The sequence below is a fragment of the Streptomyces sp. NBC_00028 genome, assembly GCF_045041065.1.
Lineage (GTDB): Bacteria > Actinomycetota > Actinomycetes > Streptomycetales > Streptomycetaceae > Streptomyces.
This window is the reverse complement of record NZ_CP108293.1, coordinates 2,213,195-2,239,388: the sequence shown is the minus strand read 5'-3', so window position 1 is coordinate 2,239,388 and position 26,194 is coordinate 2,213,195. Positions and strand designations below refer to the sequence as shown.

At 68.5% G+C, this 26,194-nt stretch carries 31 protein-coding genes; 14 read left to right on the top strand and 17 right to left on the bottom strand.

Annotated elements, in window-relative coordinates; genetic code table 11:
- The first annotated feature begins 35 nt into the window (after window positions 1–35).
- From OG885_RS09850 to OG885_RS09810, 9 genes are all read left to right on the top strand, one after another.
- Window positions 36–659: a hypothetical protein gene (locus tag OG885_RS09850; RefSeq protein WP_405729172.1), complete on the top strand. Its 624-nt coding sequence runs from the start codon at window positions 36–38 to the stop codon at window positions 657–659.
- A gap of 6 nt (window positions 660–665) precedes the next feature.
- Window positions 666–824: a hypothetical protein gene (locus OG885_RS09845; protein WP_405729169.1), complete on the top strand. Its 159-nt coding sequence runs from the start codon at window positions 666–668 to the stop codon at window positions 822–824.
- Complete coding sequence (locus tag OG885_RS09840) at window positions 817–1,854, top strand: PHP domain-containing protein (protein ID WP_405729166.1); 1,038 nt, start codon at window positions 817–819, stop codon at window positions 1,852–1,854. Before OG885_RS09845 ends, OG885_RS09840 begins: the two co-directional genes overlap by 8 nt.
- Window positions 1,746–2,441 carry a hypothetical protein gene (locus OG885_RS09835; RefSeq protein ID WP_405742668.1) on the top strand — a complete coding sequence of 232 codons (696 nt, stop codon included), beginning with the start codon at window positions 1,746–1,748 and terminating at the stop codon, window positions 2,439–2,441. The genes OG885_RS09840 and OG885_RS09835 overlap by 109 nt, the downstream gene beginning before the upstream one ends.
- Window positions 2,442–3,428: 987 nt before the next feature.
- A complete protein-coding gene (locus OG885_RS09830; protein WP_405729163.1) occupies window positions 3,429–3,707 on the top strand; it encodes a hypothetical protein in 279 nt (92 codons plus the stop codon).
- 533 nt (window positions 3,708–4,240) lie between these two features.
- Entirely contained in the window at window positions 4,241–4,612 is a 372-nt protein-coding gene (locus tag OG885_RS09825; protein ID WP_405729160.1) for a DUF317 domain-containing protein, read from the top strand.
- A 102-nt stretch (window positions 4,613–4,714) separates the two neighbouring features.
- Window positions 4,715–4,996, top strand: coding sequence for a hypothetical protein (locus OG885_RS09820; protein ID WP_405742667.1), 282 nt, complete (start codon window positions 4,715–4,717; stop codon window positions 4,994–4,996).
- A 77-nt stretch (window positions 4,997–5,073) separates the two neighbouring features.
- Window positions 5,074–5,760 (top strand): DUF317 domain-containing protein, encoded by a 687-nt coding sequence (locus tag OG885_RS09815; RefSeq protein ID WP_405729157.1) that lies wholly within the window; start codon window positions 5,074–5,076, stop codon window positions 5,758–5,760.
- 179 nt (window positions 5,761–5,939) lie between these two features.
- Window positions 5,940–7,013 carry a hypothetical protein gene (locus tag OG885_RS09810; protein WP_405729154.1) on the top strand — a complete coding sequence of 358 codons (1,074 nt, stop codon included), beginning with the start codon at window positions 5,940–5,942 and terminating at the stop codon, window positions 7,011–7,013.
- 79 nt (window positions 7,014–7,092) lie between these two features.
- Here OG885_RS09810 and OG885_RS09805 read toward each other — a convergent pair whose 3' ends face one another.
- The 10 genes from OG885_RS09805 to OG885_RS09760 all read right to left on the bottom strand — a co-directional run bounded on the left by OG885_RS09805 (window position 7,093) and on the right by OG885_RS09760 (window position 15,427).
- The gene (locus OG885_RS09805; protein ID WP_405729151.1) at window positions 7,093–7,779 is read right to left on the bottom strand and encodes a hypothetical protein; all 687 of its coding nucleotides are present in this window, start codon (window positions 7,777–7,779) and stop codon (window positions 7,093–7,095) included.
- 97 nt (window positions 7,780–7,876) lie between these two features.
- On the bottom strand, window positions 7,877–8,317 hold the full coding sequence (locus OG885_RS09800; RefSeq protein WP_405729148.1) for a hypothetical protein: 441 nt from the start codon (window positions 8,315–8,317) through the stop codon (window positions 7,877–7,879).
- 82 nt (window positions 8,318–8,399) lie between these two features.
- Window positions 8,400–10,109, bottom strand: coding sequence for a relaxase/mobilization nuclease domain-containing protein (locus OG885_RS09795; RefSeq protein ID WP_405729145.1), 1,710 nt, complete (start codon window positions 10,107–10,109; stop codon window positions 8,400–8,402).
- Between the two features lie 17 nt (window positions 10,110–10,126).
- Complete coding sequence (locus OG885_RS09790; RefSeq protein WP_405729142.1) at window positions 10,127–10,666, bottom strand: plasmid mobilization relaxosome protein MobC; 540 nt, start codon at window positions 10,664–10,666, stop codon at window positions 10,127–10,129.
- 116 nt (window positions 10,667–10,782) lie between these two features.
- Window positions 10,783–11,124: a hypothetical protein gene (locus tag OG885_RS09785; protein ID WP_405729139.1), complete on the bottom strand. Its 342-nt coding sequence runs from the start codon at window positions 11,122–11,124 to the stop codon at window positions 10,783–10,785.
- Entirely contained in the window at window positions 11,115–11,306 is a 192-nt protein-coding gene (locus tag OG885_RS09780; protein ID WP_405729136.1) for a hypothetical protein, read from the bottom strand. The genes OG885_RS09785 and OG885_RS09780 overlap by 10 nt, the downstream gene beginning before the upstream one ends.
- Window positions 11,303–13,039: a hypothetical protein gene (locus tag OG885_RS09775; protein WP_405729133.1), complete on the bottom strand. Its 1,737-nt coding sequence runs from the start codon at window positions 13,037–13,039 to the stop codon at window positions 11,303–11,305. The genes OG885_RS09780 and OG885_RS09775 overlap by 4 nt, the downstream gene beginning before the upstream one ends.
- Entirely contained in the window at window positions 13,036–13,662 is a 627-nt protein-coding gene (locus OG885_RS09770) for a WhiB family transcriptional regulator (RefSeq protein ID WP_405729130.1), read from the bottom strand. Before OG885_RS09770 ends, OG885_RS09775 begins: the two co-directional genes overlap by 4 nt.
- Before the next feature lie 146 nt (window positions 13,663–13,808).
- Window positions 13,809–14,498 carry a hypothetical protein gene (locus tag OG885_RS09765; protein WP_405729127.1) on the bottom strand — a complete coding sequence of 230 codons (690 nt, stop codon included), beginning with the start codon at window positions 14,496–14,498 and terminating at the stop codon, window positions 13,809–13,811.
- A 5-nt stretch (window positions 14,499–14,503) separates the two neighbouring features.
- On the bottom strand, window positions 14,504–15,427 hold the full coding sequence (locus OG885_RS09760) for a helix-turn-helix domain-containing protein (protein WP_405729124.1): 924 nt from the start codon (window positions 15,425–15,427) through the stop codon (window positions 14,504–14,506).
- A 710-nt stretch (window positions 15,428–16,137) separates the two neighbouring features.
- Here OG885_RS09760 and OG885_RS09755 point away from each other — a divergent pair.
- On the top strand, window positions 16,138–17,016 hold the full coding sequence (locus OG885_RS09755; RefSeq protein ID WP_405729121.1) for a helix-turn-helix transcriptional regulator: 879 nt from the start codon (window positions 16,138–16,140) through the stop codon (window positions 17,014–17,016).
- Window positions 17,017–17,072: 56 nt separating this feature from the next.
- Here the strand turns inward: OG885_RS09755 and OG885_RS09750 are convergent, their stop codons facing one another.
- The 4 genes from OG885_RS09750 to fabG form a co-directional block, all read right to left on the bottom strand.
- Complete coding sequence (locus OG885_RS09750; RefSeq protein ID WP_405729118.1) at window positions 17,073–17,519, bottom strand: NUDIX domain-containing protein; 447 nt, start codon at window positions 17,517–17,519, stop codon at window positions 17,073–17,075.
- Window positions 17,520–17,524: 5 nt separating this feature from the next.
- Window positions 17,525–18,805, bottom strand: coding sequence for an MAB_1171c family putative transporter (locus tag OG885_RS09745; RefSeq protein ID WP_405729115.1), 1,281 nt, complete (start codon window positions 18,803–18,805; stop codon window positions 17,525–17,527).
- Window positions 18,792–19,358 (bottom strand): hypothetical protein, encoded by a 567-nt coding sequence (locus tag OG885_RS09740; RefSeq protein ID WP_405729112.1) that lies wholly within the window; start codon window positions 19,356–19,358, stop codon window positions 18,792–18,794. The genes OG885_RS09745 and OG885_RS09740 overlap by 14 nt, the downstream gene beginning before the upstream one ends.
- Before the next feature lie 136 nt (window positions 19,359–19,494).
- A complete protein-coding gene (gene fabG, locus OG885_RS09735) occupies window positions 19,495–20,217 on the bottom strand; it encodes a 3-oxoacyl-ACP reductase FabG (RefSeq protein ID WP_405729109.1) in 723 nt (240 codons plus the stop codon).
- A 307-nt stretch (window positions 20,218–20,524) separates the two neighbouring features.
- Here fabG and OG885_RS09730 point away from each other — a divergent pair, with 307 nt between their 5' ends.
- The 4 genes from OG885_RS09730 to OG885_RS09715 all read left to right on the top strand — a co-directional run bounded on the left by OG885_RS09730 (window position 20,525) and on the right by OG885_RS09715 (window position 23,093).
- Window positions 20,525–21,373, top strand: a complete 849-nt coding sequence (locus tag OG885_RS09730) for a helix-turn-helix domain-containing protein (RefSeq protein WP_405742665.1) — start codon at window positions 20,525–20,527, stop codon at window positions 21,371–21,373.
- Between the two features lie 242 nt (window positions 21,374–21,615).
- On the top strand, window positions 21,616–22,155 hold the full coding sequence (locus OG885_RS09725) for a winged helix-turn-helix domain-containing protein (RefSeq protein ID WP_405729106.1): 540 nt from the start codon (window positions 21,616–21,618) through the stop codon (window positions 22,153–22,155).
- Window positions 22,152–22,688, top strand: a complete 537-nt coding sequence (locus tag OG885_RS09720) for a transposase (RefSeq protein ID WP_405729103.1) — start codon at window positions 22,152–22,154, stop codon at window positions 22,686–22,688. The genes OG885_RS09725 and OG885_RS09720 overlap by 4 nt, the downstream gene beginning before the upstream one ends.
- A gap of 225 nt (window positions 22,689–22,913) precedes the next feature.
- Window positions 22,914–23,093: a hypothetical protein gene (locus OG885_RS09715; RefSeq protein ID WP_405729100.1), complete on the top strand. Its 180-nt coding sequence runs from the start codon at window positions 22,914–22,916 to the stop codon at window positions 23,091–23,093.
- 372 nt (window positions 23,094–23,465) lie between these two features.
- Here the strand turns inward: OG885_RS09715 and OG885_RS09710 are convergent, their stop codons facing one another.
- From OG885_RS09710 to OG885_RS09700, 3 genes are all read right to left on the bottom strand, one after another.
- Window positions 23,466–23,708, bottom strand: a complete 243-nt coding sequence (locus OG885_RS09710) for a hypothetical protein (protein ID WP_405729097.1) — start codon at window positions 23,706–23,708, stop codon at window positions 23,466–23,468.
- Window positions 23,709–23,972: 264 nt separating this feature from the next.
- Window positions 23,973–24,605, bottom strand: a complete 633-nt coding sequence (locus OG885_RS09705; RefSeq protein WP_405729094.1) for an MBL fold metallo-hydrolase — start codon at window positions 24,603–24,605, stop codon at window positions 23,973–23,975.
- Window positions 24,605–25,690, bottom strand: coding sequence for an S-(hydroxymethyl)mycothiol dehydrogenase (locus tag OG885_RS09700; protein ID WP_405729091.1), 1,086 nt, complete (start codon window positions 25,688–25,690; stop codon window positions 24,605–24,607). Before OG885_RS09700 ends, OG885_RS09705 begins: the two co-directional genes overlap by 1 nt.
- Window positions 25,691–26,194: the final 504 nt, after the last annotated feature.

Genomic DNA, 26,194 nt, shown 5'->3' with positions numbered 1-26,194 from the left:
GCCTTCGAGCCGGCCGCGCACCTGCTCGAACGGTCGTGTTCGCCGCGAAGGCGTCCGCCGAGCAGCTCCACCAGCGCCTGGCGGCAGCGGGCGTCGTGGGCGCCAGGCTGGAGACCGTGGTGGAACTGGCCGACGGCCGCAGCCTGTCGCGGACCTACCGTCACGAAGGCCGGCTGTCCGCGCTCGCGGTGGCCGAGCGCGTGCGCGGCCTCCTGGAGGCATGGACCGACGCGGGACAGCTCGACGTCGGTGCCGAAGGGGGCATCGTCCGCCTCAGCCTGCGCCCCGAGGAGCTGACGGCGGCGCCCGGACGGCAGAGCGTCCTGTTCGGCGAGCGGGACACCCCGCAGGAGGTGGAGCGGGCGGCGGCCCGGGTCCAGGCGATGCTCGGCCACCACGCTGTGGTGCGCGCCGAGCTGGTCGGCGGCCGGGGCCTGGCCGACCAGGTCCGCCACGTTCCGGTCGGCGACGTGGGCACCGGACCCCGGCCGCCCGCCGGCCCGTGGCCCGGACGGCTGCCAGCCCCACACCCCGCCACCGTGTTCCCGCGTTGGCTGCCCGCCCGGCTCATCGATACCGGCGGCCAGCAGGTGAACGTCTCCGGACGCCTCGCCCTGTCCGCCGCACCGGCCCGTCTCGCGGTCGAGGGGCACGGATAGGCCGCAGTGGACGGCTGGAGCGGACCGTGGCCAGCGATCGAACAGTGGTGGGACCGCGCTCACGCCCGGCGGATCGCGCGCCTGCAGATCGCGACCGCCGACGGGCACGCCTGGCTGCTGGTGATCGAGCACGGCCTCTGGTGGGCCGAGGCGCACTATGGGTGAGCGCGACGCCCGCGTCCTGCACCTGCCCACCACTGCCCGTCGCACCGGCGCCGAGCCCGTGGGGGAGGAGGTGCTTGGCTGGGCCGAACTCCACGTCCACACTGCCTTCTCCTTCCTACAAGGCGCAGCCCAGCCAGACGAACTGGTCGCCGAGGCTTCTCAGTTGGGGATCACGGTGCTTGCGGTCACCGACCGGGACGGCCAGTACGCGGCTCGGCGCCTGGCCGAGGCCGCCGCCCCGGCCGGGATCGGCACCGTGTACGGAGCCGAACTCACCCTCGCCGATCCAGAGTTGGGCACCCCGTTGGTCCTCGCCCGCAATGTGGAGGGCTTCCGGCTGCTGTCGGCGACGATCAGCGCTGCCCAGCTGGCTGGAGCCAAGACCGCCCCCGTCTACGACCTGAATCTGCTGCGCGAAGCTGCGGGCAGCGGCCACTGGGCGGTCCTGCCCGGCTACCCCGCCCCCGGCACCGACCGGAGGGACGTCGCGACCGTTACCCGCCGCCTGGACCGCCTGACCGAGGTGTTTGGCGCCGACGGGGTGTACGCCGAACTCGTCGACCACCATCTTCCCGGCGACTCGGTTGCCAACGACGTCACCGTCGTCGCCGCTCGCCGACTCGGCCTGCCTGTCGTGGCCACCGGCGCCGTCCACTACGCCGCACCCCGCCAGGCCCGCCTCTCCCAGGCGCTCACCGCGCTGCGCCGCCGCGAGACCCTCGACCAGGCGGCTGGCCACCTGATGCCGGCCCCGACTGCGCACCTGCGCTCGTACGACGAGATGCGCCAGCGGATGAACCGCTGGCCGGACGTCCTGGAGACCACCCTCGAACTGGGCCGAGCCTGCGTGATCGACCTCGGCGAGCTGCGGCCCCACCTGCCGGCTTTCCCACCCCGTCCGGGTTCACCGGGGACACATGGCTGCGCTACCTCGCCGAGCGGGCCTGCACCGCCCGGTACGGGGAACGCGATGCCGCCGACCCGGAGGCGCGCGCGGCGTGGAAACAGCTCGACCACGAACTCGCCGTGATCGCCGAGCTGGACATGGCAGGCTACTTCCTGATCGTCCACGACATCGTGCAGTACGCGATCGGCCGCGGCATCTGGTGCCAGGGCCGCGGCTCCGCGGCCAGCAGCGTCGTCTGCTACATCCTCGGCATCACCGCAGTCGACGCCCTCAAGAACGGCCTGCTGTTCGAACGGTTCCTCAGCGTGGAGAAGGCCGGGCCGCCGGACATCGACATCGATTTCGAGGCCGGCCGCCGCGAGGAGGTCATCCAGTACGTCTACCAGCGCTACGGACGCGACCACGCCGCCCAGGTCGCCAACGTGATCACCTACCAGCCCCGGCTCTCGGTGCACGACGCGGCACGGGTCCTGGGCTACCCGGCCGCCCAGATCCGGGAGTTGACCCGGCACATCCACCACACCCCGCCCGGCCCCGACATCGACCTGCCGGGCGAGGTCCGCGCCCTGGCCGCCCAACTCCACACGCTGCCGCGGCACATGGGCATCCACGTCGGCGGCATGGACCTGACCCGGCAGCCGCTGGGCGAGGTGATGCCGCTGGAGTGGGCGACCGCCGAAGGCCGCTCCGTGCCCGTGTTGTCGACCTAACCCGTCGCACTTGCTCGATTCTTGGAGCCTTGGGGAGGGAACTGTCCACCCTGACCCCGTACTCGGCTCCGCAGGCATGGGCGCATCTCTGGGAAGAGGCTGGATTCGACGGGGTCCGGTACTACCCGCGGCATGACGCGAAGACAACAGCTCGATCCATCGCGCTGTTCGGTACCGTCGGAGGACAGCAGGAAGACGAGTGGCCAGCTCCTTCCACCGCCTCGGCTGAGAAATATTTTGACTCCTTCGCGCGGGCCTACGGCCTTGTTCCCAAGGTGCCAGGTTCGGGCGACATCGTGTACCCCCTGTCTTAGTAGTACCCGTAGAAGTTCTTGTACTGCGTGACCTCGCCCACGAGTTCGGTGCCGTGGGTGCGCGGGTGGGACAGATTGCGACCAGCCCGACTCATCAGAGTTTTCGAGCACGGTGCTTGTGATCTGGCGGCGCTGGCACAAAACGCCAGCCTCATTTCCGCGTCATAAATGGAAGGGCCGTTTCGCGGCAGGAGGTGTAGATTCTCAATCTCCGTGTCATGCGCCGTCGCTGTACACTGCGGGTTCTGGTGCTGCCTCAGGTTGTGCCAAGAGGCAGGAGTCTCAATCGGGTGGCGTTTCCTCGGCTCGGCCCTGTTCTTTGAGTTGAGCCAGTTCCGGACGACATGTGCGGAGCGAGTGCTTGGTGGTGACAGGTGGGAGACGAGGCGGTCTAAGGCACCCCGTCAGGCATTTCTCGTTACTTGAGGCGATCACGCTACGACAGCCTTACAAACCTCGGCTAGCTCAGCCGGTAACAGGATCCAACCCGCCAGCCCGGCGCCAACCCCTCGTAGGGGTAGCACAGTTGCCCACCGCACAGCGTCAGGTCATAAAGCCCAGGAAGCTCGTGAACACTGCTGTGGGGCTGATCGAACAGGAGCTGCCCATCTCGAACCTGTTTCAGTAGCAGGGCGTCGACCAGTTCAAGGGTGCCGAGAACAACACCATCTCCATGAAAGTCGAAGGCATCCTGCCGTTCCACGACTACGCGTGGCGCAACGACCACTCGAACCCGATCGTCTTCGACGAGAACGCGGAGCGGACCATCGCCGTGACCTCCGGCGGCAACGAGTACTCGGCCGTCAAGCTCACCGACGAGCAGAACGACTTCGACAACTGGTCGAAGCTCCTGCGCCCGCAGTCCCAGGCCATCGCGCGCTGTCTCCAGCGCCGGGCCGTCAACCTTCTGACCGGCCAGACCTTCAGCGCCACCATCGGCAACGCTCAGTAGAACCTTTGTTCTGCGATGGGTTCGCGACTACGACTCGCTGTACATGCAGGACCGCTCGGTCGTGAACACATACGTAGGCTTCCGGTCAGTGGTGGACATCCTCGTCCGCCGGGGCGGTGCGAAAGAGCGGGAAGTGATCTCCGCCGAGGAGTGCTTCGTTCGCGGCATCAAGCTCCCGCTCTCGCCAGCGGGTCCAACTCCGCTGCCGCGATCAGCGAGTTGACCACCATCATGGGCGACTCTGGCGAGAGGGTGTGGACCCCGCCCCGGCGTGAAGGCCAAGACCGACCTGGCGAAAGCCTAGTTGTGCTCTTCTGACGCGACGGATCGCGTGCGGTGCTGACGAGGGACGCACCCGGCTTCCCGCCCCGACTTCGATCGGGCTCGGTTCGGTGGCAAACGACTGGGTTCGCTGTCAAAGGACAGTTCGCTGGCGGCAGACAGGGAAGATCGCCCAAAGGACTGGTGGACGCGGCAACACCATGTCAACCTAAACGACCTTCCGGAAAACCCCAGGTCAGAGAGGTGACACTGTGGCAATTGATTCGGCGCAACCCGGATTTGCCGCCACGGTTGCGGCCCTGCGGCTCCGCTCCTGGAAGCTCGGTGCTGGCCAGCCGATGGACGTGATCGACCAGTTCTCGCAGGCCGATTTCACCCACATCGTCGACGACCGCGCCGACGTACACATCAGCTCCCGCGACGGCCGCTTCTACCTCGGCTACTTCCCGCACGGCCGGCCTGGCGGCGCCGACGAGGACGGGGTAACGGGCGAGGGCTGGGTCATCGCCGTCACCGGCACCGCGAACGTCCTCGGCTACCGCATCGCCTTCGGTACGGACACGCCGGCAGAGATCGTCGCCGATGCCGTGGCTCGGATCCTGTCCACCTCCCGCCCCCTGTGACGGACACGTCCCTCCCTATATACGCGTCGCGTACCCTGCCCCTGCTTGCGCGGATTCGTCCGCTACCGCTAGGAGAATGCCTTGGACTCGCACTCGCCCGAGATGACCGTCGGCGACATCATCGACGCACTGTCCGCCTGCGACCGTGACACGCCCGTGCGCCTCGCCATCAACCCGTTCTTCCCCATGGCCCACCGTCTCGGCGGCGTGGAGACGTTGGTGGACGGGCACGGCCGACCGATGGTCTACATCGCCGAATCGCCGGAGGCCGAGCAGTTCGGCCCCCTGCCTCCCGCCGTGGCCGTCGCGCTGACTTGGCAGGCCCCGGTCGAGGCACCCGCGCGCCGGCGACGCGGCACAACCCCGCCGAACGACGGCCACTGACTCACCCCGGACTGACGGAGGCGCCCCTGCACCCGCACCACCCCATCGATCCCACCCGCCCTGAGTCGCCGGACCCGATGTACTGGGTCACCCCGCGCCACCTGGCCGGCGATGACGGCGTCCTCGCCGAACGGATCGGTGAGACCCTGACCGACCTCGGCTGGCGCATGTGGCCGACCTCTCGCAACACGCTGCTCTATGTGAGCCCCGACGGCCTACGCGGCGCCGAGTGGATCCTCGCCGCCTATCCGTTCGAGCTGGGCGGCCTCCCGGTGGCCTGGCAGATGTCGGCCCGCCCGCACCCTGCCTCGGCCCTGACCGAGTGGAACGCCTACTTCACCGCCGGTGTACCGCACGAGGCGCTCACCGACTTCCTGCTCGCGCTCGACGCCAGCGAGACCCCCGATACCGGGCTCGAGCACGCCGAGGCGGTGCTTACCGCGCTCAGCGCCCGGGGCTGGCTGCGCGACATGGACTGCCCTCGTACGACCGCCACCGATCCCGGCTTCTCCACGAACGTCTCGCTAGAGATGCTGCCGCCGCTCATCCACGACGCCGACCCCCGTGATGACCTGTTGGGATGGCAGGCGTGGGCGGAGCCTGTGCTCGGGGCGCCGTACCTGTGGTGCGCGACCTTCAGCGCGAGCGCCCCGCACGAACTGGTCGCGGCCTTCGCCTCCTCGCTCGCCGCACCCGGCCCGGTACCACGGCGCACGCTGCCCGTGGGCGCGGAGGACCGCCTCACCGTCGTCCGCCGCGGCTGACGGCCGCGAGTAGCTGCTGACCGAGGTGAGTAATCGATGGGGCGATGCCCCTTTAACCAGGCCCGGTGGGTTCCGCTCTAATCACGAGAGCGGAACCCACCGGGCCTCTGGCGTACCGGCATCAGTGCTCCGAACAGCACCCTGCAAGCAAGATCAAGGCTGTACGTAGGATCGCCTGCGTGGCTGTCAAAGTGATCGGCAAAGGACCCTTGCGCGGCTACCTCCTGGAGCAGGTGCTGGCCTGGCTGTTGCGCTCCAGCGGCTTCGAAGTCCTCACGGCCGACGACGACCAGGACAAAGAGCCGTGGAAGGTCCTGAAGGAGGACAAGAACGGTCTGCTGGTCCGCGGACGCGGCGCCTGGCACCAGGTCGACGCGCTCGGGCAGTTCCGGTACGTGCCACCGCTCTCCCTGCCAGTCCGTCTGTTCGTTGAGGCGAAATACCTGACCACAGCCCCCGTCGGTCTGCCCACCGTCCGCAACGGGCACGGTGTGATCCACGACGTAAACGAGGGCGAGACGACCACACTTACCGCTGTGGGCACCGGCCGGCCACGGACGCGATACCGCTACAGCTATGCGATCTTCTCCACGTCCGGCTTCAGCCCGGAGGCCCAGGACTACGCGCTGGCCCACCAGATATCCCTGATCGACCTCTCCGCACCGGACTTCGCCGTGCTGCGGAATCTCGTCAAGAACACCGCAGACACGATTCACGCCGTGCTCGAAACGACCCCGGCGGCCGAGCGGCCGAAGGTGCGCGAGATACGCACGTATCTTCGTGGCCCGCTGCTGGAAATGGACCCGGGCGACGTGGAACTGCCCGATGCCATTCGCGGGCCGCTCGACGGCCTTGCTCAGGCCCTGTACAGCCGTTCGCAGTTGGGCCTTGTTCTGGCCTTTCCGGCAGCGCCGTTCGTCCTGGGCCTGGCGTCGGATGACCTGTACGGCTTCGTGAACTACGCGAGAGCGCACCCCACGCATGCGGTGCGCCTGCGCCGCATCAACCAGGCAGCGTCCCACCCTGTGTGGGAACTGCGCTCCGCGGAGCACACCGATGCCTATGCGTTGAGGTTCGGCCTGCCGGAGCGGGTGGAGAAGTGGATCGTCGCGCAGGACGAAGGAATGCCTTCACGCACCCGGTACATCAAGCGCAGCATGCTGTCGACCATGACCCTGTACTGGATGGACGGGGAGCATGCCCAGACCTTCCAACTCCGTTATGAGCCAGGCGAACTCCGTCTCAACGGCTGAGCGCCCGATACGACGAGACCCCGGTGTCCGGGCCTGCCGGGTGGACAGGCCCGGACACCGGGGCCGGTGGAGGAGCGGCTCAGCGGTCGGTGCGCGCCTTGGTGAGCGCCTTGTCCACGTGGGTGTCGACGAGGCCCGGTGAGCCGGAGACGATGACCAGGACGTTGCCGGTGCGGATCGCCGTCTGCTTGACGATGTTGCGCTGCCCGCCGGCGGAGAAGGTGAGCAGTTGGCTCCACTGCTCGTCGCCGAGGTCAGGCGCGGCCGACTTCTCGGTGCCCATGTCGACGACCGTGCTCCCCGAGGCGACCTGGTACGAGGGGCAGGCGAGCATCGCGTCGAAGACCTTCGAGATGCCCCTGGAGAGCTTCGCCGGGCTGTCGCTGTACAGCTCCTCGCTCACCTCGGAGCTGCTGCTGCCGCTGTAGGTGAAGGACACCTCCGCCTTGCGGGCGAAGTCGAGACCGGAGCCCGTGGCCGTGTCGCCGCCGAGCTTCTCCAGCGCCGGGCAGCCGATCACGGTCACGTCGTCATTGCGGCGAGGGGCCTTGGGCGTGCGGGTATAGCCCTTGCCCAGATCGCTCTCGTTCAGCAGCCGCTGGTTCAGCTGAGTCGACGACAGCGCCACGAGCGCCGTGGGCGTGCTGCCGCCCCGGTGTGCGCGGGAGGAGGCGCCGGCGGACTCGGCATAGCCGGCGCAGCCGGTCAGGACGAGGACGGCGCAGACAGCACTGAGACCGAGGGCGGTCGTGGTAGAGCGGCGCATACCTGAAACCCCTTGGTGATGCGAGACGGATGGTCTGACCGGGTCGGCCCTCCGGGTGCCGACGAACGCAGGGGTGGGGGAAGGGGTTTCGCGTACTTCAGTGGCCGAGGTGGCGCAGGCCGTCTTCGAGGGTGGGGTGGAAGTGGTCGACCGGACCGGAGTTGCGGTTGTACCAGGCGCTGTCCAGCCGGGTCTCGTGGGCCTCGTGGCCGGCCTCGCAGCGCAGCCACACCGAGTCGTCGCGCATGTTGAAGACGATCCAATTCCGGTACGCGCCGCAGTGGCAGGCGTGGACTTCGCCGTCGATCACGAGCGGCAGGTCCCAGCGCATCATGAACCCCGACACGTCCTGGCGGCTCGGTGCCCGGAATTCCGGCGGCAGAAAGTCGGGCACCACCGTGGCGTCGGTCGGCACGGCCGGGGTCGGCGCAGCGGCCGGGACGGGAGCCTCGGGCCACTCGGTGTGCATGGCCATCAGCGCCTGGCCCGCACGCTGGGCTTCACGGAACTCTCGGTCCGCATGGTTACCTCGGAACATGCCGTCTCCGTCTCTGTCGTCTCACCTGCATGAGGAGAGTGCAGCAAGTCCCTGACCTGCTGCAACTCTAAGATTGTTGAATTCAGCGGGAGTTGGCGGGGCGCTCCTTCCTCTTCGTCGGACGCCTTGTGGCAGGCCGGGTTGGGGTGGGCGCGGTGGTGGTGTGCTCGGGCAGCGTGGACGCGTCGGCGGGCAGGGCGGCCATGCGTCGCAGCCGCCACACGAGGACGTCGCTGATCGACTCCGCGGTACCCAGCTCCCGTCGCTCGGCGGCCTCGGCCAGCAGCGCGGCCGGGTCGTGCCCGGCGCGCTCGACGTCGGCGAGGGTGGAGGCCAGCGCGTACCAGCCCGGCTCGGCGAAGACCTGCTCGGCCAGCTCCGGCACCGCCTGGCGCAGGTAGGCCGTCTGCTTGCGTTGCAGGGGCAGGGACATGCGGCGGCCACGGTCGCGCATGACGCCCAGATACATCGGTGCTGCGGCCTGGTAGGCGGCGCGCAGGTGCTCGGCCGCCTGGCGGGCAGCAGCGGCCTGCTGGGCGTGCCCCTTCATCGCGTGCCACTGGGCGGCGGCGGTGACCAGGAAGAACACCATGTCGATCAGCATGGCGGTCGTTGCACCGTCTTCCACCCGCCCGAGTGCCGGCCCACCGTGGACCAGGTCACGGGCGGCCTTCCGCAGGCCGCGGGCGTGTATGCGCTCGGCCCGGATATGGGAGCGGGTGGATCGCTCGAACGCGAAGGCGGCGTCGCGAAGTTCACGCCGGGTGTGCGCGGCCGACGTCTTGGCGAGGGCGTCGAGGACCTCGCCGCCCGCGGCGATCAGGCCGGCAATCTGCCCGTCCTCACCCTGATCGATGATGAGCACGGCCTGCCAGGACGCCGTCGTCGCTTGGCGGCGCGCGTCCGCGGGCCTGATGCGATCCGACCCGGAGGAGCGGTCCGTGGTGGTGTCCTGGTCGGGCTCGGAAGTGTTGCCTGCCCATCGTTCGCGGATGCGGGGCAGGGAGAGATCTGGCGCGAGGGTGGAGCCCGAATAGTAGATCGGCTCCTGGTCCTCGTTGCGGTCGTCGGACAGAGCGACCTTGTAGCCGAGCAGGTCACCGGAGGGCGCGACGCGCTGCTGGACCAGGAGGCCGGCGGCGGTTAGACGGTCGAAGAACTCCTTCTCGCTGGTGACGCCGGCGGCGGCGCGGCGCACCGTCTCGCGTAGTTCTTCGCGTGGCGTGCGTTCCTTGCCCTGGCGGTTCGCCTTATGGCGTTCGGCGCTGCTCGGGCCTTTGGCGGCAGTTCCGTCGCCGGTGTTCACCCGCCGTAGGCCGTAGTCGATTTCGATCTGCCGGGCTTCCGCCTGGGCGCGGGCGCCATCGCGGCGGATCCGGGCCTGGCGGCCGTCGTGGCGGACGACGGTGGCGATGATGTGGATGTGGTCGTCGGCATGGCGGACGGCCGCCCAGCGACAGGCGGCGTCGTCGCCGTCGGGGGCGATGCCGGTGGCGGAGACCATGCGGCCGGCGATGGCTGCCCACTGCTCGTCGGTGAGGATCGGGTCTTCGGGGGCGGCGCGTACGGACAGGTGCCATACATGCTCGGCGGGCCTCTCACTTTTGGGCAAGGCCATGACGGGCTGGTCGAGCAGGATCTGCAGGTCGCGCAGTGTCGATTTGAGGTCGGGGCTGCGGCCGGGATCAGGGGCCAGGCTGTCCCACGCGGCGACGAGGTGGGGGTCGATGTGCTCCTCGGCCTTGCCGGGGCCGTACAGATAATCCAGCAGGCCATACGTGCTGTCGCCCATGGGGTTGACCGAGGGGATCACGCTGCCGGACGCTCGCTGTCCAGGTAGTGCTGGATGAACGCGTGCACCTCCAGGCGAACCTGGTCGACTCCCTCAAGGACCGCTCGGGCCTGCGGTGCCCGCTCGTCTCTGTTCAGCGCTGCCGCAACCTGGTTGAGGTTGTTGCCGATCCGGTTCAGAGCGGGGCCCAGGGCGAACAGCTGGCGCTTCATTTCGCGTTCGCCGGCGACCTCGGCTTCTGTACGTGTGAGATCGCGAGCGGCGCTGAGTGCGGCATGGGCGAGGAAGCCGGACGGTGTCATGGCACACGTTGCCGCCGCGTCGAGCACGGACTGCTTCTCAACGTCGTTGAATCGGCTGGCGATCAGGTGCTTGCGCTTGCTGGCTTTGGTCTTCGGCTTGCGATTACGCGCGGGTGGCTGGCTCGGTAGTGCACTCGTGTGCTGGGCGCAGTGCGGGTTGTGACACGGGTGAGTCGTCTCCTTCTCGGGATGCGAGCCGCCCTCGGTCGCATCCCCCCGGTCCAGTGCCCCCCGGTGCTGGACCGCCTCCGTCACCCCCGGGGCGGAGGACGCGAGAGTAATACTCCCAACGGGAGTATTACTCTCGCACCAACTTGCTGCCGCTGAGGTCGAGTTGGGTTCCGGCTCAGCGGGCGCGGGAGAGGGGTTCGTCATTGAGTGTCGTTCCTCGTGGTGCGGGTGTGGTGCTGGATCTTGGCGGCCAGGTCGACCATCGCGTTCGGGCCGGCGAGGACCTGGACGGGCGATTCGGGGCGGTGCTGAACGAGCCACTGGCCGGTCGGAGCCAGTACGGCGGCGTGCAACAGCTGGTGGTGCACGAGCACGTCCGCCCAGGCGCCGGCCTCGGCGACCGACGGGACGTGCGTACGTGGGTGGCGGGCAGGAATGGGCGATCCCTTCGTGGCGGGAGCGGTGGCCCGACCGATGCCGGGCCACCATGCGGAATGCGGATTCAGGCGGCTGACCTGCTGCTTTGCAGGTGTCAGCCGCATTCGCGGCAGCGGTCAAGGTGCGTGTTGAGGGCCCGCGCCATGTTCCGCTTCACAGAGATGGCGTTCTTCGCGCTGGTCTTGGCCGGCGCGGATCCCTGGTGCCGCTCGGCATGGCCGCGCAGGAAGCTGACGTCCCGCTCGAACTCGGCCTTGATATTGGCGAACCTGCGGCAGGTCTTCATCGGGTCGTTCTCCTTACCTCGGCGCGTAGCCGCTCCAGGACAGGCGTCAAGCTCTCGTTACGGCCGCCCGGAAGCCCTAGGTCGCGATAGATCTCGCGCAGCTGAGGCCGATTGATGGAGGCGTTTCCGTCCCGTTCCAACTTGGCAGCGACGTGCGGACGGACGATCTTGACGATCTGCGCCGTGCTCAGCTTCTTCCGCTGGGGGCGCTGGGGCTTCCCGCTACCTGGCCGACTTCGCTGTGCCCTTGTCCTCCGACGCTCGGGGTCGGTGTGGGGACGGTCGCCGTCGGTTTCGGTCCCCGTTTCGGGGTCGGTGTGGGGACGGTCGCCGTCGGTTTCGGTCCCCGTTTCGGGGTCGGTGTGGGGACGGTCGCCGTCGGTTTCGGTCCCCGTTTCGGGGTCGGTGTGGGGACGGTCGCCGTCGGTTTCGGTCCCCACTCCGGCGTCAGTGTGGGGACGGTCCCCTTCGCCCGCAGTCCCCGGTTCCGTGTTCGGGTGCTCCCGACCCTCGTCCCCTTCAGGGACGGAAGCCGGCGACGGTCCCGTACCGTCCTGAGCGGCACCTTCGTGGGCCTCCGCGGTATCACCGTCCCCGTCTGCGTGAGACTCTTCGGCCCTGACGAGTACGGTGTCCCGATCCTCTCCGGCTTCCGTCCCCGATTCGATCTCGGGGTGTTCGCCGTCCCCATTGCTGTCGGAGACGGCGTGTGGACGGTCCCCATTCGACCCCGTCCCCGATTCCGTACGGTCCCCGTCCCCGTGGTCTTCGGGACCGTCGTTGGGGACCGTGCTCAGCCGCCGACCGCCTTGTTCTTCGGCCGCTGGCAGAGGCACCGGGGGCGGGACGAGAGGGGACCGCTCCTCGTGTGCGGCGTCCTGGCTGGGCACGTCCTGCACCCAGGGCGACGGCAGGTGGACGGTGGCAAGTGCTGCCGCGTGCCGACGGGCGGCAAGCTGCACCAGGAGAGCCTGACGCTGCTGAGGATCGGTGCCGACCCCGGCTCGGGCGAGAGCAGACTGGAGCCGACGCGTGATCCTGGTGTCCTTCTCGCGATCCGCTTGCGACATCGCGGCGAGCTGGGAAGCCAGCGCCACTGCCCGCCGCGTCGCGCGGTCCTTGGTGATCTGCGCGGCATCGCGGTTGCGGGTGGCGATGCCCAGGCGGGAGAGGAGACGCTCGCGTGTTTCCCGTCCGAGCGTGGCCAGGAGCCCCTGCGAGGTGGCGTCCGGTTTGTGCAGCCGCAGCTCAATGCCCATGGCCAGGTGCCAGAGCACGGCTGCCATGACGGGGCCGACGAAGGCCCGCACGGTGCCGCCCACCGTGCCGGACTCGGCATACGCCGGGATGACCTGCACCCCGGTGATCACCCAGACCAAGGCGCCGGGCAGGCCGGGCGCTCCCTGGGTCTTCAGGTTCTGCCGGGCCATCAGCGCGGTCGCGAACAGCGCCGCCTCGCCTGCGCTGAACATCATGGCCCGCTCGACGGCGCCGGCCATGTCGAGGTAGTCGGCGGCGAACCGCCAGCTGGTGTCGCCTGAGTAGACGGTGCAGTTGAGGGCAGCCAGGGCCGAGACCCAGACCGCGGGAGTGCCGACGCGCTTGCCGTTCGCCCGGTTCCGGTTACGCCGGATCGACCAGCCGGCCAGCGCGAGGGCGAGCAGCCCGATGGCCGCGACCAGGTAGACGGGCTCGATGCCGGAGGGCAGGGACAGGGCGATGGGGTTAGTCATGCTGCCTTTCGGAGGGCGGCGATCAGGTAGTCGGTCTGTACCTGATGGGGCACCTGTACCGACGAGGCGACGTCGTCGTCCTCGGCGGTCTCGTCGTCGACCGACTCGGTGTCGTCGCCCTGGTCCCAGTAGCGGTCGCGGTCGGCGACGGCGTGAGCGGCGTTGCGCATCAGGTCGCGCGCCCAGTCGAGGTCGAGGCGCAGGGTGTGGGCGAGGCGCTCGGGGCTCCAGCCGCGCACGTAGGCGTGGCGGGTGACGGCCTCACGTTCGGCGTCGCTGAGATGGATGTCGCGCCCCTCGAAGGCGGCCTTCACCCGGGCGTAGTCCAGGCGCTTGTTGACCCGGGCGTGCCAGGGGCGGCGCTCGTCCTGGGTGAGCCCGCCCCACATGCCGTGACGGATCTCGTTGTCGAGGGCGTAGTCGAAGCACGCCTTCTTCACCGGGCACCGGCCGCAGATCGACTTGGCCTCGTCGATGGCGGCGCGGTCGCGGGCGGCATGGAAGAACAGCTCATCGATGTCCTTGACCGACATGGCGTGGCACAGGCCGCGGGCCTGCCAGCTGTGGTCGGCGATGCCCCGGATGGTCGGGGTCGGGGTGTTGTTGGTGGTGATGTGGCGCAAGGCAGTCTCCGGAAGTCGCCTCGGCGGGCGCGGGACGCTCGGCACCGGTGGTGGCTGGGGTGCGGCGGGGCGCTGCGAGGCGGGCTCGGGGTACGGCGGCGGGCCGTACGCAAGGCGGAACGTTTCTGTGGAGAAGCGGGCTGCGGTCAGGCGGCGGGCGCCTGGGCCTGCGCCGACAGGGCGCGGTCGATGCGGCCGGGGTGGGCGGTGGCGCGCGGTGCGTTGCCCCTGGCGACGCCGTCGAGGGAGATGCGCCGGCGGCGGCAGGGCTCGCCCTTGTCGGCGTGACACCACTCGCATGGCACGGCCAGGGCGTCGGGGCCACCGGCGGCGATGGCGGCCTCGCGGGCGGCGCGGGCCGGGCGGTACGGAGCCAGCTCGGCGCGCACGGAGGCCGGAATGTACGAGCCGACCGCGGCCAGCTGGTCCTTCAGGCCCGGCCGGTGGCGCCCGGCACTGATCCCGCGGTGCGCCGAGGGTGCGGCGTGCCCAGCTGCTACGGCGTCGCGCGCCGCAAGCAGCTCCGCTCGCCACGCTTGCGGGTTGTCCGGGTCGGCCATCGGGGTGGGGTCGGTGTGCCGGGCCAGACGCTCGCGGCGGTGCGCGTGCCACTCACGGGCCACATCCGCCGGCAGGATCGGGTACGGCGAGCTGACGACGCGCTTGCGGACGGTCTCGCGCACATCCCAGCCCTGACCAGTGGTCATGGGCACGTCGCCGAGCAGCTCGTGCCACATGGCGAGCTGGTCGCGGGCTTCGCCCGCGTCGGTGCGGATGGTGCGCGGGTCCAGGCGGCCGACGTAGGTGAGTACGGCAGCAACTTCGCGGCGGTCCAAGGTAGTTACTCCGTTCCCGTCGGTTCGTCAACGGCGGCGAGCAGGGCGGCCATGTGCGCCTCGGCGCGGGTCATGCCGGCCTGTGGGGCAGGGCTGCCGCCGGGCAGGGCGTAGAGGTTCGGGCGCTGGGGTGTGGGGGTGTGCTCGCGGGCGATCCAGGACTTCCAGTCGGCAGCCCAGGCCGCGGCGGGGCGAGGGCTGCCGGCGGAGCGGTAGTGGCGCCACTTCGCGTCGGCGGCCTGCAGGCCCTGCTCGCCGAGGCGATCGAGGTGTCCCTGCTGCTGGGCCCAGGCCAAGCTGGCGTCATCGACCTGCCAGTCGGTGGCGGAGGTGACCTCGGCAGCACTACTGCTGCTGTACCTACGGTTCACCTTCGGTTCACTACAGTTCTGGGGGTCAGATTCTGACCCGGAGGGGGGTCGGATTCCGCCCCAGGGAGGGGTCAGATTCTGACGAGGGGGCGCAGATTTTGACCCGGCCAGATTCTGACGGCGGGGGCCCGATTCTGACCCTGTCGTGCGCCAAATGCGGTGCCTGCGCAGCCGCTCCTCGTCCAGGTCCTTCAGAGCGGGGGCGGGGTCGGCGTCGGTCAGGGGCTCGATGTCCTCGACCCGCAGCTCCGGGTCGGCCTTCTGCGCAGCCGCGACCTTCGCGAGCCAGGCAGCGGGGCGCGGCATGCGGTAGACCGTGCTGTGCTGCGGGCCCTCGTAGTCGTCGAGGATCTCCAGCTCGCCGGCGTCCGCGAGCAGGGCCAGCGAGGTGCGCACGGCGTTGCGGCTGGCGTTCGCCCGCTCCATCAGCTCGGTGATGGAGGCGTAGGCGACGCACTGCGCGTCGGGGATCCGGTCGGCGATCGACAGCAGGACCAGGCGGGCCGTGCCACGGCTGGCGCTGCTCTCCCACACCCACTTCCGTGCCTGCCCGCTCATCGGGACACCATCATCTTGGGGCGCATGCGAGCCCAGGGCTGCGGTGCAACGGTGGTCGCCGACAGGCCCGTTGACGAGCGGCGTGTCAGATGGGCGTACGTGGCTGCCGCGCTGGCCGGGGAGACCGGCCTTTTGCGCAGGGCAGGCGGCATGTGGGACTCTCCTCCGTGGTGAAACCCGCGCCGGTGTGCCCCGTGGAAAGGGCCGGTGCGGTGAAGTGGGTGAATCTCCGCCCTTGCCGGGGCAGGAGTGTCATCTGGCGTTCGGCGTCCGGGAGTTACCGTTCCCTGGGCGCCGTCGCTGTGCTCGGGGTTATCGCACCCAGCTGGATGGTGCGTTCCGCATGTGGCTCCTTGCGTCGTCTGCCAGCGGGCGGGGTGCCCGGCGGGGGACGACGAACATATGCATGACCTGCGGCAACATCCAGACCTTGCTAAAGGACTCTCTACAGGTCGCGCCGAAGGGCAGCGTCATCTGCGCCTGATGGGTGGGTGTGAACGGCGCAAGGGATGACTGACGGAGGACACGCGGTGGCTCCAGGGCTTGGGCGTGCTGCAGAGGTGTTTCGTCTCTGCTGGGCATGATGGCTTCAATCGGGGTAAGCTGACTAGCTGCCCCGATCGATGAAACGAAAATATCGTTGTTTGGCTCATTGATCAAGTGGCTGGCCTGCTGACGAGCGCCGTATTGGACCAGGAAGGACGTGCTGGATGCCGGTTCGCCGGTTCGACCCCCAGGCGCTGCTGCTTGCCCGCAGGAACTGCGGTCGAAAGCAAGCCGAGGTGGGGGTGCTTGTGGGTGTCAGCGGTGCGCGGGTGAGTGCCTGGGAGAAGGGGCGCTCGATTCCCGACCCGGAGAAGCTGCCTGGCCTGGCCCAGGCGGTCGACCGCGACGTCGACGAGCTGTTTCCCCGTGACGGGCGTCCTGACCTTGCCGATCTGCGCGCCGATGCCGGATACACGCAGGCGGCCACCAGGGAACTGACCGGGACGAAGACCGCCGGACCGGTTGCCGCTGCGGAGACCGCGAAGCATCGCCTGGAAGAGCGGTACGTCGAGGCACTCGCGGCAAAGTACGGGGTGAGCGTCGAGGCGCTGCTGCGCGCGCAGGAGCGTTCCTTCGGCAATGACGTGCCGGAGCCCGGCGAGGCGGAACAGCCTGCGTCTAGGGACGGCGAAGGGCTGCCGAAGACGCTGGCCGAGAAGATCACATACCTCGTGGAGCAGCTTCCGGCCCCGCTCTCCGACGCCGAGCTCGCCGATCTCGGCAACGGGCGTACGGGCACTGACGCTCTCAGCGCCGACTTGGTGCGAGATCTGCGGACCGGTGTCCTCCGCAGTGCGGAGGACGACGTGCTGGACGCGTTGGCGAAGGCACTGAACGCGAGCCCGCTGATCTGGTCGCAGGACGCCGACGTACAGAGGGTCATCGCTGAGACCCTGCTGCTCAAGCACCAGATCGTCGCGCTGGCGGCGCGCGGTGGCGAACAGCAGGGGCTGTCAGCCGAACTGCTCCAGTTCGTCTTTGACGTGGTCGACGAGGCCCGGGCCGAGACCCAGGGCGGCGGAAGGGCCGCGCCCCGTTCGTGACGACCCGCCTGTGACGATCCCGGCGCGGGGCGGCCACGAGGCGAGACAGTCCGGCGTTAGAGGCGGATCGTGCGCATGGCCGGACGCTGCTCGGCCTGCGCGGTCAGGGCGGTCAGCCAGACCTCGGTCAGGTGCGGGGGGATCAGGCCGTCCTCCATATTGTCCGGTCGGCAGAAGCGGTACTCACTCAGCTCCGAGTCCTGCAAGGTGATCCCGTCCTGGTCCCCGGGGCTGAGGATGCCGCCGTCGTAGATGTACAGGACCTGGGCGCCTCCGCCAGGAACGGTGACCCAGGCGTGCACCAGCAGGTCGCCGATCGGCGGGGTGATGCCCAGTTCCTCCTGGATCTCCCGCACGGCCGCCTCGTACGGGCTCTCCTCCTGGTCGAGGTCCACGGCACCGCCGGGCAGGTTCCAGTAGTCCTTGTAGGTCGGGTTGACGATGAGGACCTCGCCTTCGGCGTTGAAGAACAGGGCGGCGGCCGATGCGGTCAGAGCGTTCATATCCATCACTTCGCGAGGTGGGGGAGGGGTGCGGGAGCCAGTGCGTCCATGATTGCGCCGGTGTGCGGGCTGGCGTGGCGGTACGCGCGGGCGACCCGCAAGAGCCAGGGCACTTCGGAGGCGAAGTCGTCGCCGGCTGTGTGGAAGGCAGCTGGTGCCCGGCCCGGGGCCCCCGCGAGGGTCATGGCGGCCTTGAGCCAGTACGCCTCGGCGACGGCGTCGGCATCCAGGCCGATATGTCCCTCGGCCTTTGCGAGTCGGCGGGCGCGTTCGAAGAGGTCGGCCGGTGCCCTGCGGCGCAGTTCGTGGGTGACGTCGCGGATCTCTGTGACGAATCGGCCGAGCCGGATCTGCGGGGTGGTGTCATGTGAGACGAGGTCCCGCACTGTGTTGAGCAGGGAGAAGGTGCGGTGGCCGCCCAAGAGCATGCTGGGTGCGTGCAGTGCGCTGCCATCGATGGTCAGAACCAAGTCGCGCCACAGCCGGTGCAGGCCGATCACCGCCCTGATCGCGCGGGCCTGGGTGGTGAGGGTGCGGGTGGCGGGCGTGAGGGAGCCGAGCAGCCACAGCGCGAATCCCGCGTACAGCAGGGTGTCGGTGATGTGTTCCTGTGCGCTGCCGGCCGCCGCGGCGGCCGGGCGGAGTGTGGTCGCGGCCAGGTAGACGGTGCGTACGACGGAGTACACGACGATCACGGTCATGCCAGCGGCCATCATCGCCAGTCCGGTGCGCAGGCTCCAACGGCGGGCGATCCGGGCGGCCCGGCCCCACTGGTAGCCGCACACGGCGGCGGCCGAGGCGATGTAGGTGTTGAACAGCCCCAGGTACAGGGCGAGCCCGGGCTCGCCGGCGTGCCGGCCCATGAAGTACGGACTGTCGGCTGCGGTCTTCGACCGATCCAGGACGAGGAAGAACACGGCGACGAGGCAGAGGACCGTGGCCAGCGAAGCGCGGACGGCGACACGGTGCACAGCGGAGGTGATCTTGATGTGGCGGGCGCCTGCGTCCTCCTCGTGGTAGATGTCCGTGATGTAGGTCAGCAGGACGCAGATCCCGGCGATCGCCAGCACGTGCTTGAGGAGAGTGGGCAGGTCGGTGATGCTTAGCGGGTCGATCACCGCTCGGCCGGTGTCGGTGCGCAGCCACCAGGCGGCGGCGAAGGCGGCGAAAGCGCCCCACAGTGAGCGCTCGCGCCGCCGGCCTCGCAGGGCGGTCGGCAGGCGCACGACCGCCTGGAGCAGTAGCAGGGCGATGATCAGAGAGACGAACGCATCAGAGAGGGACACGGCTCTTCCGGGGAGTGCGGGTGCGGGGAATGAAGCGCAGGTGGGACAGGTCCTCGTCGAGGTGCCGGAGCGTGGAGTCCTCGATGTAGTCGGCGGTGTAGGCCGTGTGGTGCAGCAGGTCGGCCAGCATTTCGGCGCGTATCTCCGGCCGTGAGTCGTAGCGGTGGCGGGCCATCACATGGCCCTTCGCCAACAGCCGGTGCAGGAGTTCGGGCGGGAAATCGGGCAGAAGTCGTGCCAGTTCGCCGGCGTCGGCCTCGGTCACGTCGTCGCACCACAGGTGCGCCAGTTCGTGCAGGATGATCTGCTGACGGTGGAAGGACGTTGTGCCCGCCACATGCAGGATCAGGTCGACCGCCACGTCGTCCAGCCGCAGCCACAGCCCGCACACGTCCGTGTTGGCCAGCAGGTGATCGGGGATCGCGACCAGCTTGATCCGCCGCTCCCGTTCCGCCTCGATCCCGGCGATCAGTCCCTCAAGGGTGAAGGGCTGGGGTATCGGCATCTGAGCCAGCAGGTGCCGGCACTCCTGGCGGATCGCGCGTCTGCTCATCGCCCGGCTGCTCGCCCCTTCTTGTGTGGCGGGGCCTCGGGCCCGGCCACCGAACAGCAACCCCCGCATCATGTAGCCCTGCTCTCTGCCGCGTTGTGCACGGCGCCATCGGTCGCTGACGGGTAACTGGGGAATGTCAGTGGCCCATGGAGATGCCGCCGTCGACCGGTACGACGGCGCCGGTGATGTAGGAGGCTTCCTCGCTGGCCAGGAAGGCGATGGTCGCGGCGATCTCCTCCGGCCTTCCGATGCGGCCCAGCGGAACGTCCCCGATGATCTCGTTGACGCGTGTCTCAGGCAGGGCTGCGGCCATGGCGGTGTCGGTCAGGCCGGGGGTCACGATGTTGACGGTGATCCCGCGTGAGCCGACCTCCCGGGCCAGAGAGCGGCCGAAGCCGATCAGGCCCGCCTTTGACGCCGCGTAGTTGGTCTGCCCGGCTTCACCCTTGAGAGCGACGGCGGAGGACACGAGGATGATCCGGCCACCTTGCTTGGCCTTCACCATGCTCCAGGTGGCCCGCTTGGCCAGCCGGTAGGAGGCGATGAGGTTGGTTTCCAGGACCGTGGTGAAGTCCTCCTCCGACATGCGCAGCAGCAGCTTGTCCCGGGTGATGCCGGCGTTGGCCACGAGCACCTCGACCGGGCCCTGGTCGGCCTCGACCTCCTTGAAGGCGCTCTCGACTTGTTCGGGGTCGGTGATGTCGCAGAGCACGGGCAGGGCGCCGAGGTAGGCGAGGTCGGGATCGGCTCCGCTGCTCCGGTGAGTGAAGGCGACCTTGTCGCCCCGTTCGAGAAAGGCCCGGACGGTGGAGTGCCCGATTCCACGGTTTCCGCCGATGATCAAAACAGAGCGCGACATGAAGATCCTTTACGCGAGTGCACCGAATCCGCACCGGTGGGGAATGTGCTTTCGGTGATGTTGTCGCTGACCCTAGAACGGCAACCGGCGTGGCACAGGAACTCAAAGCAGTCGCTTATGCTGCCGATGAGAACTGGCAGTTCTCATTTCTCTGCGGCAGGCGTACGGCATAGGAATGCTGCATGCGCTGACGTTCGTCAACTCCCCTGAAACCTCTAGCGATTGAAGGAATGGGAAGATGGGTGAGTTGTCGAGGGTCGACTGTCAATGTGATCTAAATCCCACCCTCGGCCGTTATGTGAACGTTATGAATAGTGATGAGACGCAGGCTTCGATCGTATCCCGCATACTGCGGCAAGCTCGGGCGCGCCGTAACGCATCGGACATCCCAGGCTTCACGGCCACGTTCGGGGACAGGAGGACCCCCGGAATCACCCAGGCCGAGGTGGCGCAACTGGCCGGCGTCAGTCGCCGCTGGTACAACACCCTGGAGTCCGGCCGGTCGGCAAATTACTCAGAGGGCCTGCTGCAGGCGATCAGGCGGATCCTGGACCTGACACCCGACGAATGGCACGTCGTCTACCGCGTCACCCAGGGGCGGACCCCGGCCGGAGCCCCGGTCAGCCCCCTTGCTGACTTGCTGCCGGAGACAATCCGCAACCTTGTCGAGCAGAGCCCGACCTGGGGCCTCTGGGTTACCGACCTCCGCTGGGACATTCTCGCCTGCAACTCCAAGACTCTGGAGATCTTTCCGTGGATGATGTACGGCCTAAACGTCATGGAATGGGCGCTCACTTGGCCCGAGGCTCGCACCCAGCTCATCGACTGGCAGGATGAATGGGCGCTGCCCATGATCGCCCAGCTCCGCGTGCACGCCGAGCAGTACCGCCATGACGAGCGCCTCCGAGAGGTCATCGACACTGTCCGAGGCGATGCTGTTGCCCGCAAACTATGGGACTCGCCGAATCTGCCGAGCCTGACCCATCCGGCATCGAACCGGCCGCGCCGCCTCTATCTTCCCCGGCAGGGCGGCACGGAGTTCGCCATGCACCTACTCGCCTTTACCCCGATGGAGCTACCGTCCTGCCGGCTGCTGGCCATCATGCCGGCAGAAGGCGGATCGAGCAGCTTGGGGGGATTCCCGGCCGCGAGTTGAGGGATCGGGGGGCGAAGCTTTGCTTCCTCGTCCGTCAAATGCTGGCGAGCCGTCAGATCGCCGCATGCTCCCTAAAAGGGTCTGCAAGCGCGGGAGGGACAAATCCCTTAGACGTCGCCCAGTTGCAGTGAAGGGGCGACTTTCCAACTATCGAGCCCTCAGGCTTCTTTGTGAATTACTGAGCTTGAACTCGGGTTGTCGTAGCCGGTGACAGAGCTTGATCCTCGCGATACGCCGTTGGTATGAGGTACGCGCAGGGCGGCGGTCTGTCGGACGAGCGCCGGCAGTTCCGCGAGGGCATCAGGTTGAGGGCGGCCGAGCGGTTCGCCCAGGGTGAGCCGAGCTCGACAATCGCGAAGGAGTTACGGGTCAGCGTCCGGTCCGTCCAGCGGTGGCGCAGGTCCTGGGACAAGGGCGGTCCGCGGGCTCTGCGCTCGACCGGGTCGGCGTCACCACCCAGGTTGAGCGAGGCCCAGTTCGTGCAGCTGGAGGCGGAGTTGGCCAAGGGCCCGGTCGCGCACGGCTGGCCGGATCAGCGGTGGACGCTGTCGAGGGTCAAGACCGTGATCGGCCGCAGGTTCCACAAGGGCTACACCCTGCAAGGAGTGCGGAAACTGCTGATCCGGCACGGCTTCTCCTGCCAGATCCCGGCCAGGAGAGCCGTCGAACGTGACGAGGAGGCGATCTGCGGCTGGGTGAAGGAGACCTGGCCGCAGGTGGAAGGACCGCGGCGGCGCTCGACGCCTGGATCGTCTTCGAGGACGAGTCCGGCTTCTCGATGACGCCGCCGACCGCACGCACCTGGGCCCGGCGCGGGCAGACGCCCATCGTCCGGGTTCGCGGCCGCTCCCGCCGCCGTATCTCCATCGCCGCCCTGACCTGCTACAAGCCTGGTGAACGCTCCCGGCTCATCTACCGACCGCGCCGCGACGACGGCCGGCGCGACGGCCGCAAGAGCTTCGCCTGGACCGACTACCGCGACCTGCTCATCGCCGCACATCAGCAGCTCGGTGGGCCAATTGTGCTGGTCTGGGACAACCTCAACGTCCATCTCGCCTACGGCATGCGGCAGTTCATCGCCCGGCAGGACTGGCTGACCGTCTACCAGCTGCCCTCCTACGCACCCGACCTCAACCCGGTCGAGGGCATCTGGTCACTGCTGCGGCGCGGCTGGCTGTCCAACACCGCCTTCACCACCCCCGAGCACCTCATCCAGACCATCCGCCACGGCATGCGAAAGATCCAGTACCGTCCCCACCTCATCAACGGATGCCTCGCCGGAACCGGCCTACCTCTCACCCGGACGACATCATGAGTTCAAGCTCAGTAGATGCGCAGGCCTTCGCGAGCCACGCGAAGCACACCTATGTAGGGGACGGCATCTCCAGCAGCAGGAACGATACGGCGATTTGGGAAAGGGCGAGCGGGGGTAGGATCTCCACGAGCCGGGTAGCGGGCTCGCTCGGCCAGGAAGAGACTGCGCGCTGAACCCGCCGTCCCAGCTTCGGTTCAACACGGCTCGGGCCCCTGCCAGTTGGGCATGAGTGTAGTCGATGTCACCGAGGACCTCGGCCTGTTGGGGCACGGGGCTTCCCAAGGCCTGCTTTCAGCAAGGTTGTGCAAGCACGTGGTCATCGACCGGTCGCAGACACAGCAGCTGACCGAAGCGTTCGCAGCCCAGCTGGAGACCGCCTACAGCGAAGACCTCGGCGATCAGTAGTCGCGTTTCGTTCTTCCGAGGGCTCGTTCTTGCGACCACGGCTTTGATCGGGACCGTCAGCGAACCTCGCGCCGGAGATGCGAGGTCGCCCTCGTCCGTCGAAAGTCGTGGTCACACCCGCTGGGTGAGGGACCAACAGTGCTGTGCGGCTCGGTCCCACACCTTCTCGTTATCCGGACCCTCATAGGCCGCTTCCAGCTCGGCCAGGATCACCGCGCCTTCGACGAAGCCGCCCACGGCGAGGTCCAGCCAGACGAGGCTCAGCCGATTGAACCGCTCCGGGACAGGCCGGAGCCTCCATCAGACCCGGAGCGGTTCATCAGGTCCTTGGCGTCGTTCGACCCACGAGTTTGTGCTCGACCAGGCTATGGGTCACCTCCCTGACTTCCTGTGGGCAACGGACCCCTTGGTGCCCAACGTTTCCGCCGGGGTTGGCGCACGTGTGTCGTCGGGCGGTACGTCCCACTCCCGGCCGCCGTGCGGTGGCCGAAGCTGCACGTATGGCCCCACGTGCCCCATGACCACGCCCACCCGGCCGTTCCGTCGGTCGACCATCACGGCACCCACATCGGGCGTAGAGTCGTGGGCGAGCGCATCAGGTGTGCGGCCAGTCATCGTGACCAACCCTGTGAGGCGGTCCTCGACCGGACATCCAGGCGCAAGGCGGGATGACATGGAATGACGCTGTCGTGCACGTTGACGCTCCTCGGCGGTGTGGGCCGCGCCCGTGGGAGTTAACTGGTGCCGGAAGAGGACCAGCCTGTTAACACGGTCTTGCATGTGTGCAGGGCCTTGGAGGCGGCGCTGGGCGGGTGCCGGATGTGGTCAGGAAGCCGGGTTCTGTTCGTGTCGAGTGGGCCGGGGCGCGCGGGCGGTGCGTCAGTGGCCTCGGTCGATCCACTCCTGGAGGTGTGGGGCTTCTGCGTCGATCGTGGTCGAGGCGCCGTGTCCGGTGTGGACGACTGTTTCCGGGGGGAGGGTGAGCAGTTGGTCGCGGATGGAGCCGATGATGGTGGGGAAGTCGGAGAACGAGCGGCCGGTGGCGCCGGGGCCGCCCTGGAAGAGGGTGTCTCCTGTGAACACGGCCCCGAGTGCGGGTAGGTGCAGGCAGACTGCGCCGGGGGTGTGGCCGGGGGTGTGCAGGACAGTCAACTCCGTGTCCGCCACGGTGAGTTGCTGCCCGTGAGTGAGCGAGTCGTCGGGGGTGCGGTCGGGGTGGGTCTGCTTCCAGAGCGCGTCGTCGTCGGGATGGAGCATGATCGGTGCGCCGGTCAGGTCGGCGAGTTCGGGGGCTGCGCCGACGTGGTCGTCGTGGGCGTGGGTGCACACGATGGCCCGTAGCGCCCGGTGGCCCAGCGCCCGGGCGATGGCCTGGGCGTCGTGGGCGGCGTCGATGACGATCGCTTCGGTGTCGTCGCCGATGATCCAGACGTTGTTGTCGACGTCCCAGGTGCCGCCGTCGAGGGAGAAGGTGCCTGAGGTGACCAGGTGGTCGATGCGTACGGCCGGCATCACAGCACCACCACCGAGCGCAGGACGTCGCCGTCGTGCATTCTGGCGAACGCCTTCTCTACCTCGTCCAGGGTGATCGTCTCGGTGACGAAGGAGGCCAGGTCCAGTCGGCCCTGGAGGTGCAGGTCGATCAGCATCGGAAAATCCCGGGACGGCAGGCAGTCGCCGTACCAGGACGACTTGAGTGCGCCTCCGCGTCCGAAGACGTCCAGGAGCGGAATTTCGAGCTGCATGTCCGGCGTGGGCACGCCGACCAGGACGACCGTGCCGGCGAGGTCGCGGGCGTAGAACGCTTGCCGGTACGTCTCTGGGCGGCCGACCGCCTCGATGACGACGTCGGTGCCGAAGCCGCCGGTCAGGTCCTTGATCGCGCCGACGAGTTCGGTCTCACGGGAGTTGATCGTGTGGGTGGCGCCCATCTTCCGGGCCGTCTGCAGTTTCCGGTCGTCGATGTCGACGGCGATGATCTTCGCTGCGCCGGCCAGCCGGGCACCGGCGATCGCGGCGTCGCCGACTCCGCCGCAGCCGATCACCGCGACGGTGTCGCCGCGACTGACGTTGCCGGTGTTGATCGCCGCACCGATTCCGGCCATCACGCCGCAGCCGAGCAGTCCGGCGATCTGCGGGGCGACGGCCGAGTCGACCTTTGTGCACTGTCCGGCCGCAACCAGGGTCTTCTCCGTGAAAGCGCCGATGCCGAGGGCGGGGGAGAGCTTGGTGCCGTCGGTGAGGGTCATCTTCTGCTTGGCGTTGTGGGTGTTGAAGCAGTACCAGGGGCGGCCGCGCAGACAGGCCCGGCAACTCCCGCACACTGCACGCCAGTTGAGGATGACGAAGTCGCCGGGCTGGATGTCGGTCACGCCGTCGCCGACCGCTTCCACCACGCCGGCGGCCTCGTGCCCGAGCAGGAAGGGGAAGTCGGCGCTGATCCCTCCTTGCTTGTAGTGCAGGTCGGTGTGGCACACACCGCAGGCCTGCACCTTGACCACCGCCTCGCCCGGCCCGGGGTCGGGGACCACGATCGTCTCGATCCGTACGGGCTCGTCCTTGCCCGGCGCGATGACGCCGCGTACTTCCTGTGCCATGTGTGGGTTTCTCCTTGTGCTGGGTGCGGATCGGCCGGGTGGGAGCCGCGGGTGCGGCTCACTTCAGCCAGGAGTCGACGGGCCGTGGTTGTGACTCTGGGCTGTCCCTTCCTGGCAGTTGCCTGCTTGTCTCGCTGGCCCGTCACCTGGAGCAGCGGTTCGAGACTGGCTGCTGGTCTGAGCTGGACTCGAAGTTCTCGAGGCGGCCGGTCAGTTCCGGGTTGGCCTTCACAGGTGTTGGCGTGATCCTTGTCGGGATTGCCGTAGGCGCTCTTGGGCCGGAGCTCACGGTCGAGGTCGTTCGCTGGCTGCGGTCGTGACCAGGGTGAGTACGGCGTCGATGCGGCGGACGACAGACATGGGCGGCGAACGGTGTAGTGCGCGAGCGGTCTTCCTGTTCTCAGGCGTGTTCTCCTGGCCGGGGCCAGCAGGTCGTCATGTGGCATGCCGTCGATGTATCCGCCGCCCTCCGGCACGGAGGCCACACCGATTTCTGTGTGCGCC

Excerpts from the sequence above, each read along its gene's own strand:
- OG885_RS09840 (WP_405729166.1), top strand. The coding sequence starts at position 817 with ATGGGTGAGCGCGACGCCCGCGTCCTGCACCTGCCCACCACTGCCCGT.
- OG885_RS09830 (WP_405729163.1), top strand. The coding sequence starts at position 3,429 with ATGAAAGTCGAAGGCATCCTGCCGTTCCACGACTACGCGTGGCGCAAC.
- OG885_RS09820 (WP_405742667.1), top strand. The coding sequence starts at position 4,715 with ATGACCGTCGGCGACATCATCGACGCACTGTCCGCCTGCGACCGTGAC.
- OG885_RS09815 (WP_405729157.1), top strand. The coding sequence starts at position 5,074 with ATGTACTGGGTCACCCCGCGCCACCTGGCCGGCGATGACGGCGTCCTC.
- OG885_RS09805 (WP_405729151.1), bottom strand. The coding sequence starts at position 7,779 with ATGCGCCGCTCTACCACGACCGCCCTCGGTCTCAGTGCTGTCTGCGCC.
- OG885_RS09800 (WP_405729148.1), bottom strand. The coding sequence starts at position 8,317 with ATGTTCCGAGGTAACCATGCGGACCGAGAGTTCCGTGAAGCCCAGCGT.
- OG885_RS09795 (WP_405729145.1), bottom strand. The coding sequence starts at position 10,109 with ATGGGCGACAGCACGTATGGCCTGCTGGATTATCTGTACGGCCCCGGC.
- OG885_RS09785 (WP_405729139.1), bottom strand. The coding sequence starts at position 11,124 with ATGCGGCTGACACCTGCAAAGCAGCAGGTCAGCCGCCTGAATCCGCAT.
- OG885_RS09780 (WP_405729136.1), bottom strand. The coding sequence starts at position 11,306 with ATGAAGACCTGCCGCAGGTTCGCCAATATCAAGGCCGAGTTCGAGCGG.
- OG885_RS09775 (WP_405729133.1), bottom strand. The coding sequence starts at position 13,039 with ATGACTAACCCCATCGCCCTGTCCCTGCCCTCCGGCATCGAGCCCGTC.
- OG885_RS09760 (WP_405729124.1), bottom strand. The coding sequence starts at position 15,427 with ATGAGCGGGCAGGCACGGAAGTGGGTGTGGGAGAGCAGCGCCAGCCGT.
- OG885_RS09755 (WP_405729121.1), top strand. The coding sequence starts at position 16,138 with ATGCCGGTTCGCCGGTTCGACCCCCAGGCGCTGCTGCTTGCCCGCAGG.
- OG885_RS09750 (WP_405729118.1), bottom strand. The coding sequence starts at position 17,519 with ATGAACGCTCTGACCGCATCGGCCGCCGCCCTGTTCTTCAACGCCGAA.
- OG885_RS09740 (WP_405729112.1), bottom strand. The coding sequence starts at position 19,358 with ATGAGCAGACGCGCGATCCGCCAGGAGTGCCGGCACCTGCTGGCTCAG.
- fabG (WP_405729109.1), bottom strand. The coding sequence starts at position 20,217 with ATGTCGCGCTCTGTTTTGATCATCGGCGGAAACCGTGGAATCGGGCAC.
- OG885_RS09730 (WP_405742665.1), top strand. The coding sequence starts at position 20,525 with ATGAATAGTGATGAGACGCAGGCTTCGATCGTATCCCGCATACTGCGG.
- OG885_RS09725 (WP_405729106.1), top strand. The coding sequence starts at position 21,616 with ATGAGGTACGCGCAGGGCGGCGGTCTGTCGGACGAGCGCCGGCAGTTC.
- OG885_RS09720 (WP_405729103.1), top strand. The coding sequence starts at position 22,152 with ATGACGCCGCCGACCGCACGCACCTGGGCCCGGCGCGGGCAGACGCCC.
- OG885_RS09715 (WP_405729100.1), top strand. The coding sequence starts at position 22,914 with ATGAGTGTAGTCGATGTCACCGAGGACCTCGGCCTGTTGGGGCACGGG.
- OG885_RS09710 (WP_405729097.1), bottom strand. The coding sequence starts at position 23,708 with ATGACTGGCCGCACACCTGATGCGCTCGCCCACGACTCTACGCCCGAT.
- OG885_RS09705 (WP_405729094.1), bottom strand. The coding sequence starts at position 24,605 with ATGCCGGCCGTACGCATCGACCACCTGGTCACCTCAGGCACCTTCTCC.
- OG885_RS09700 (WP_405729091.1), bottom strand. The coding sequence starts at position 25,690 with ATGGCACAGGAAGTACGCGGCGTCATCGCGCCGGGCAAGGACGAGCCC.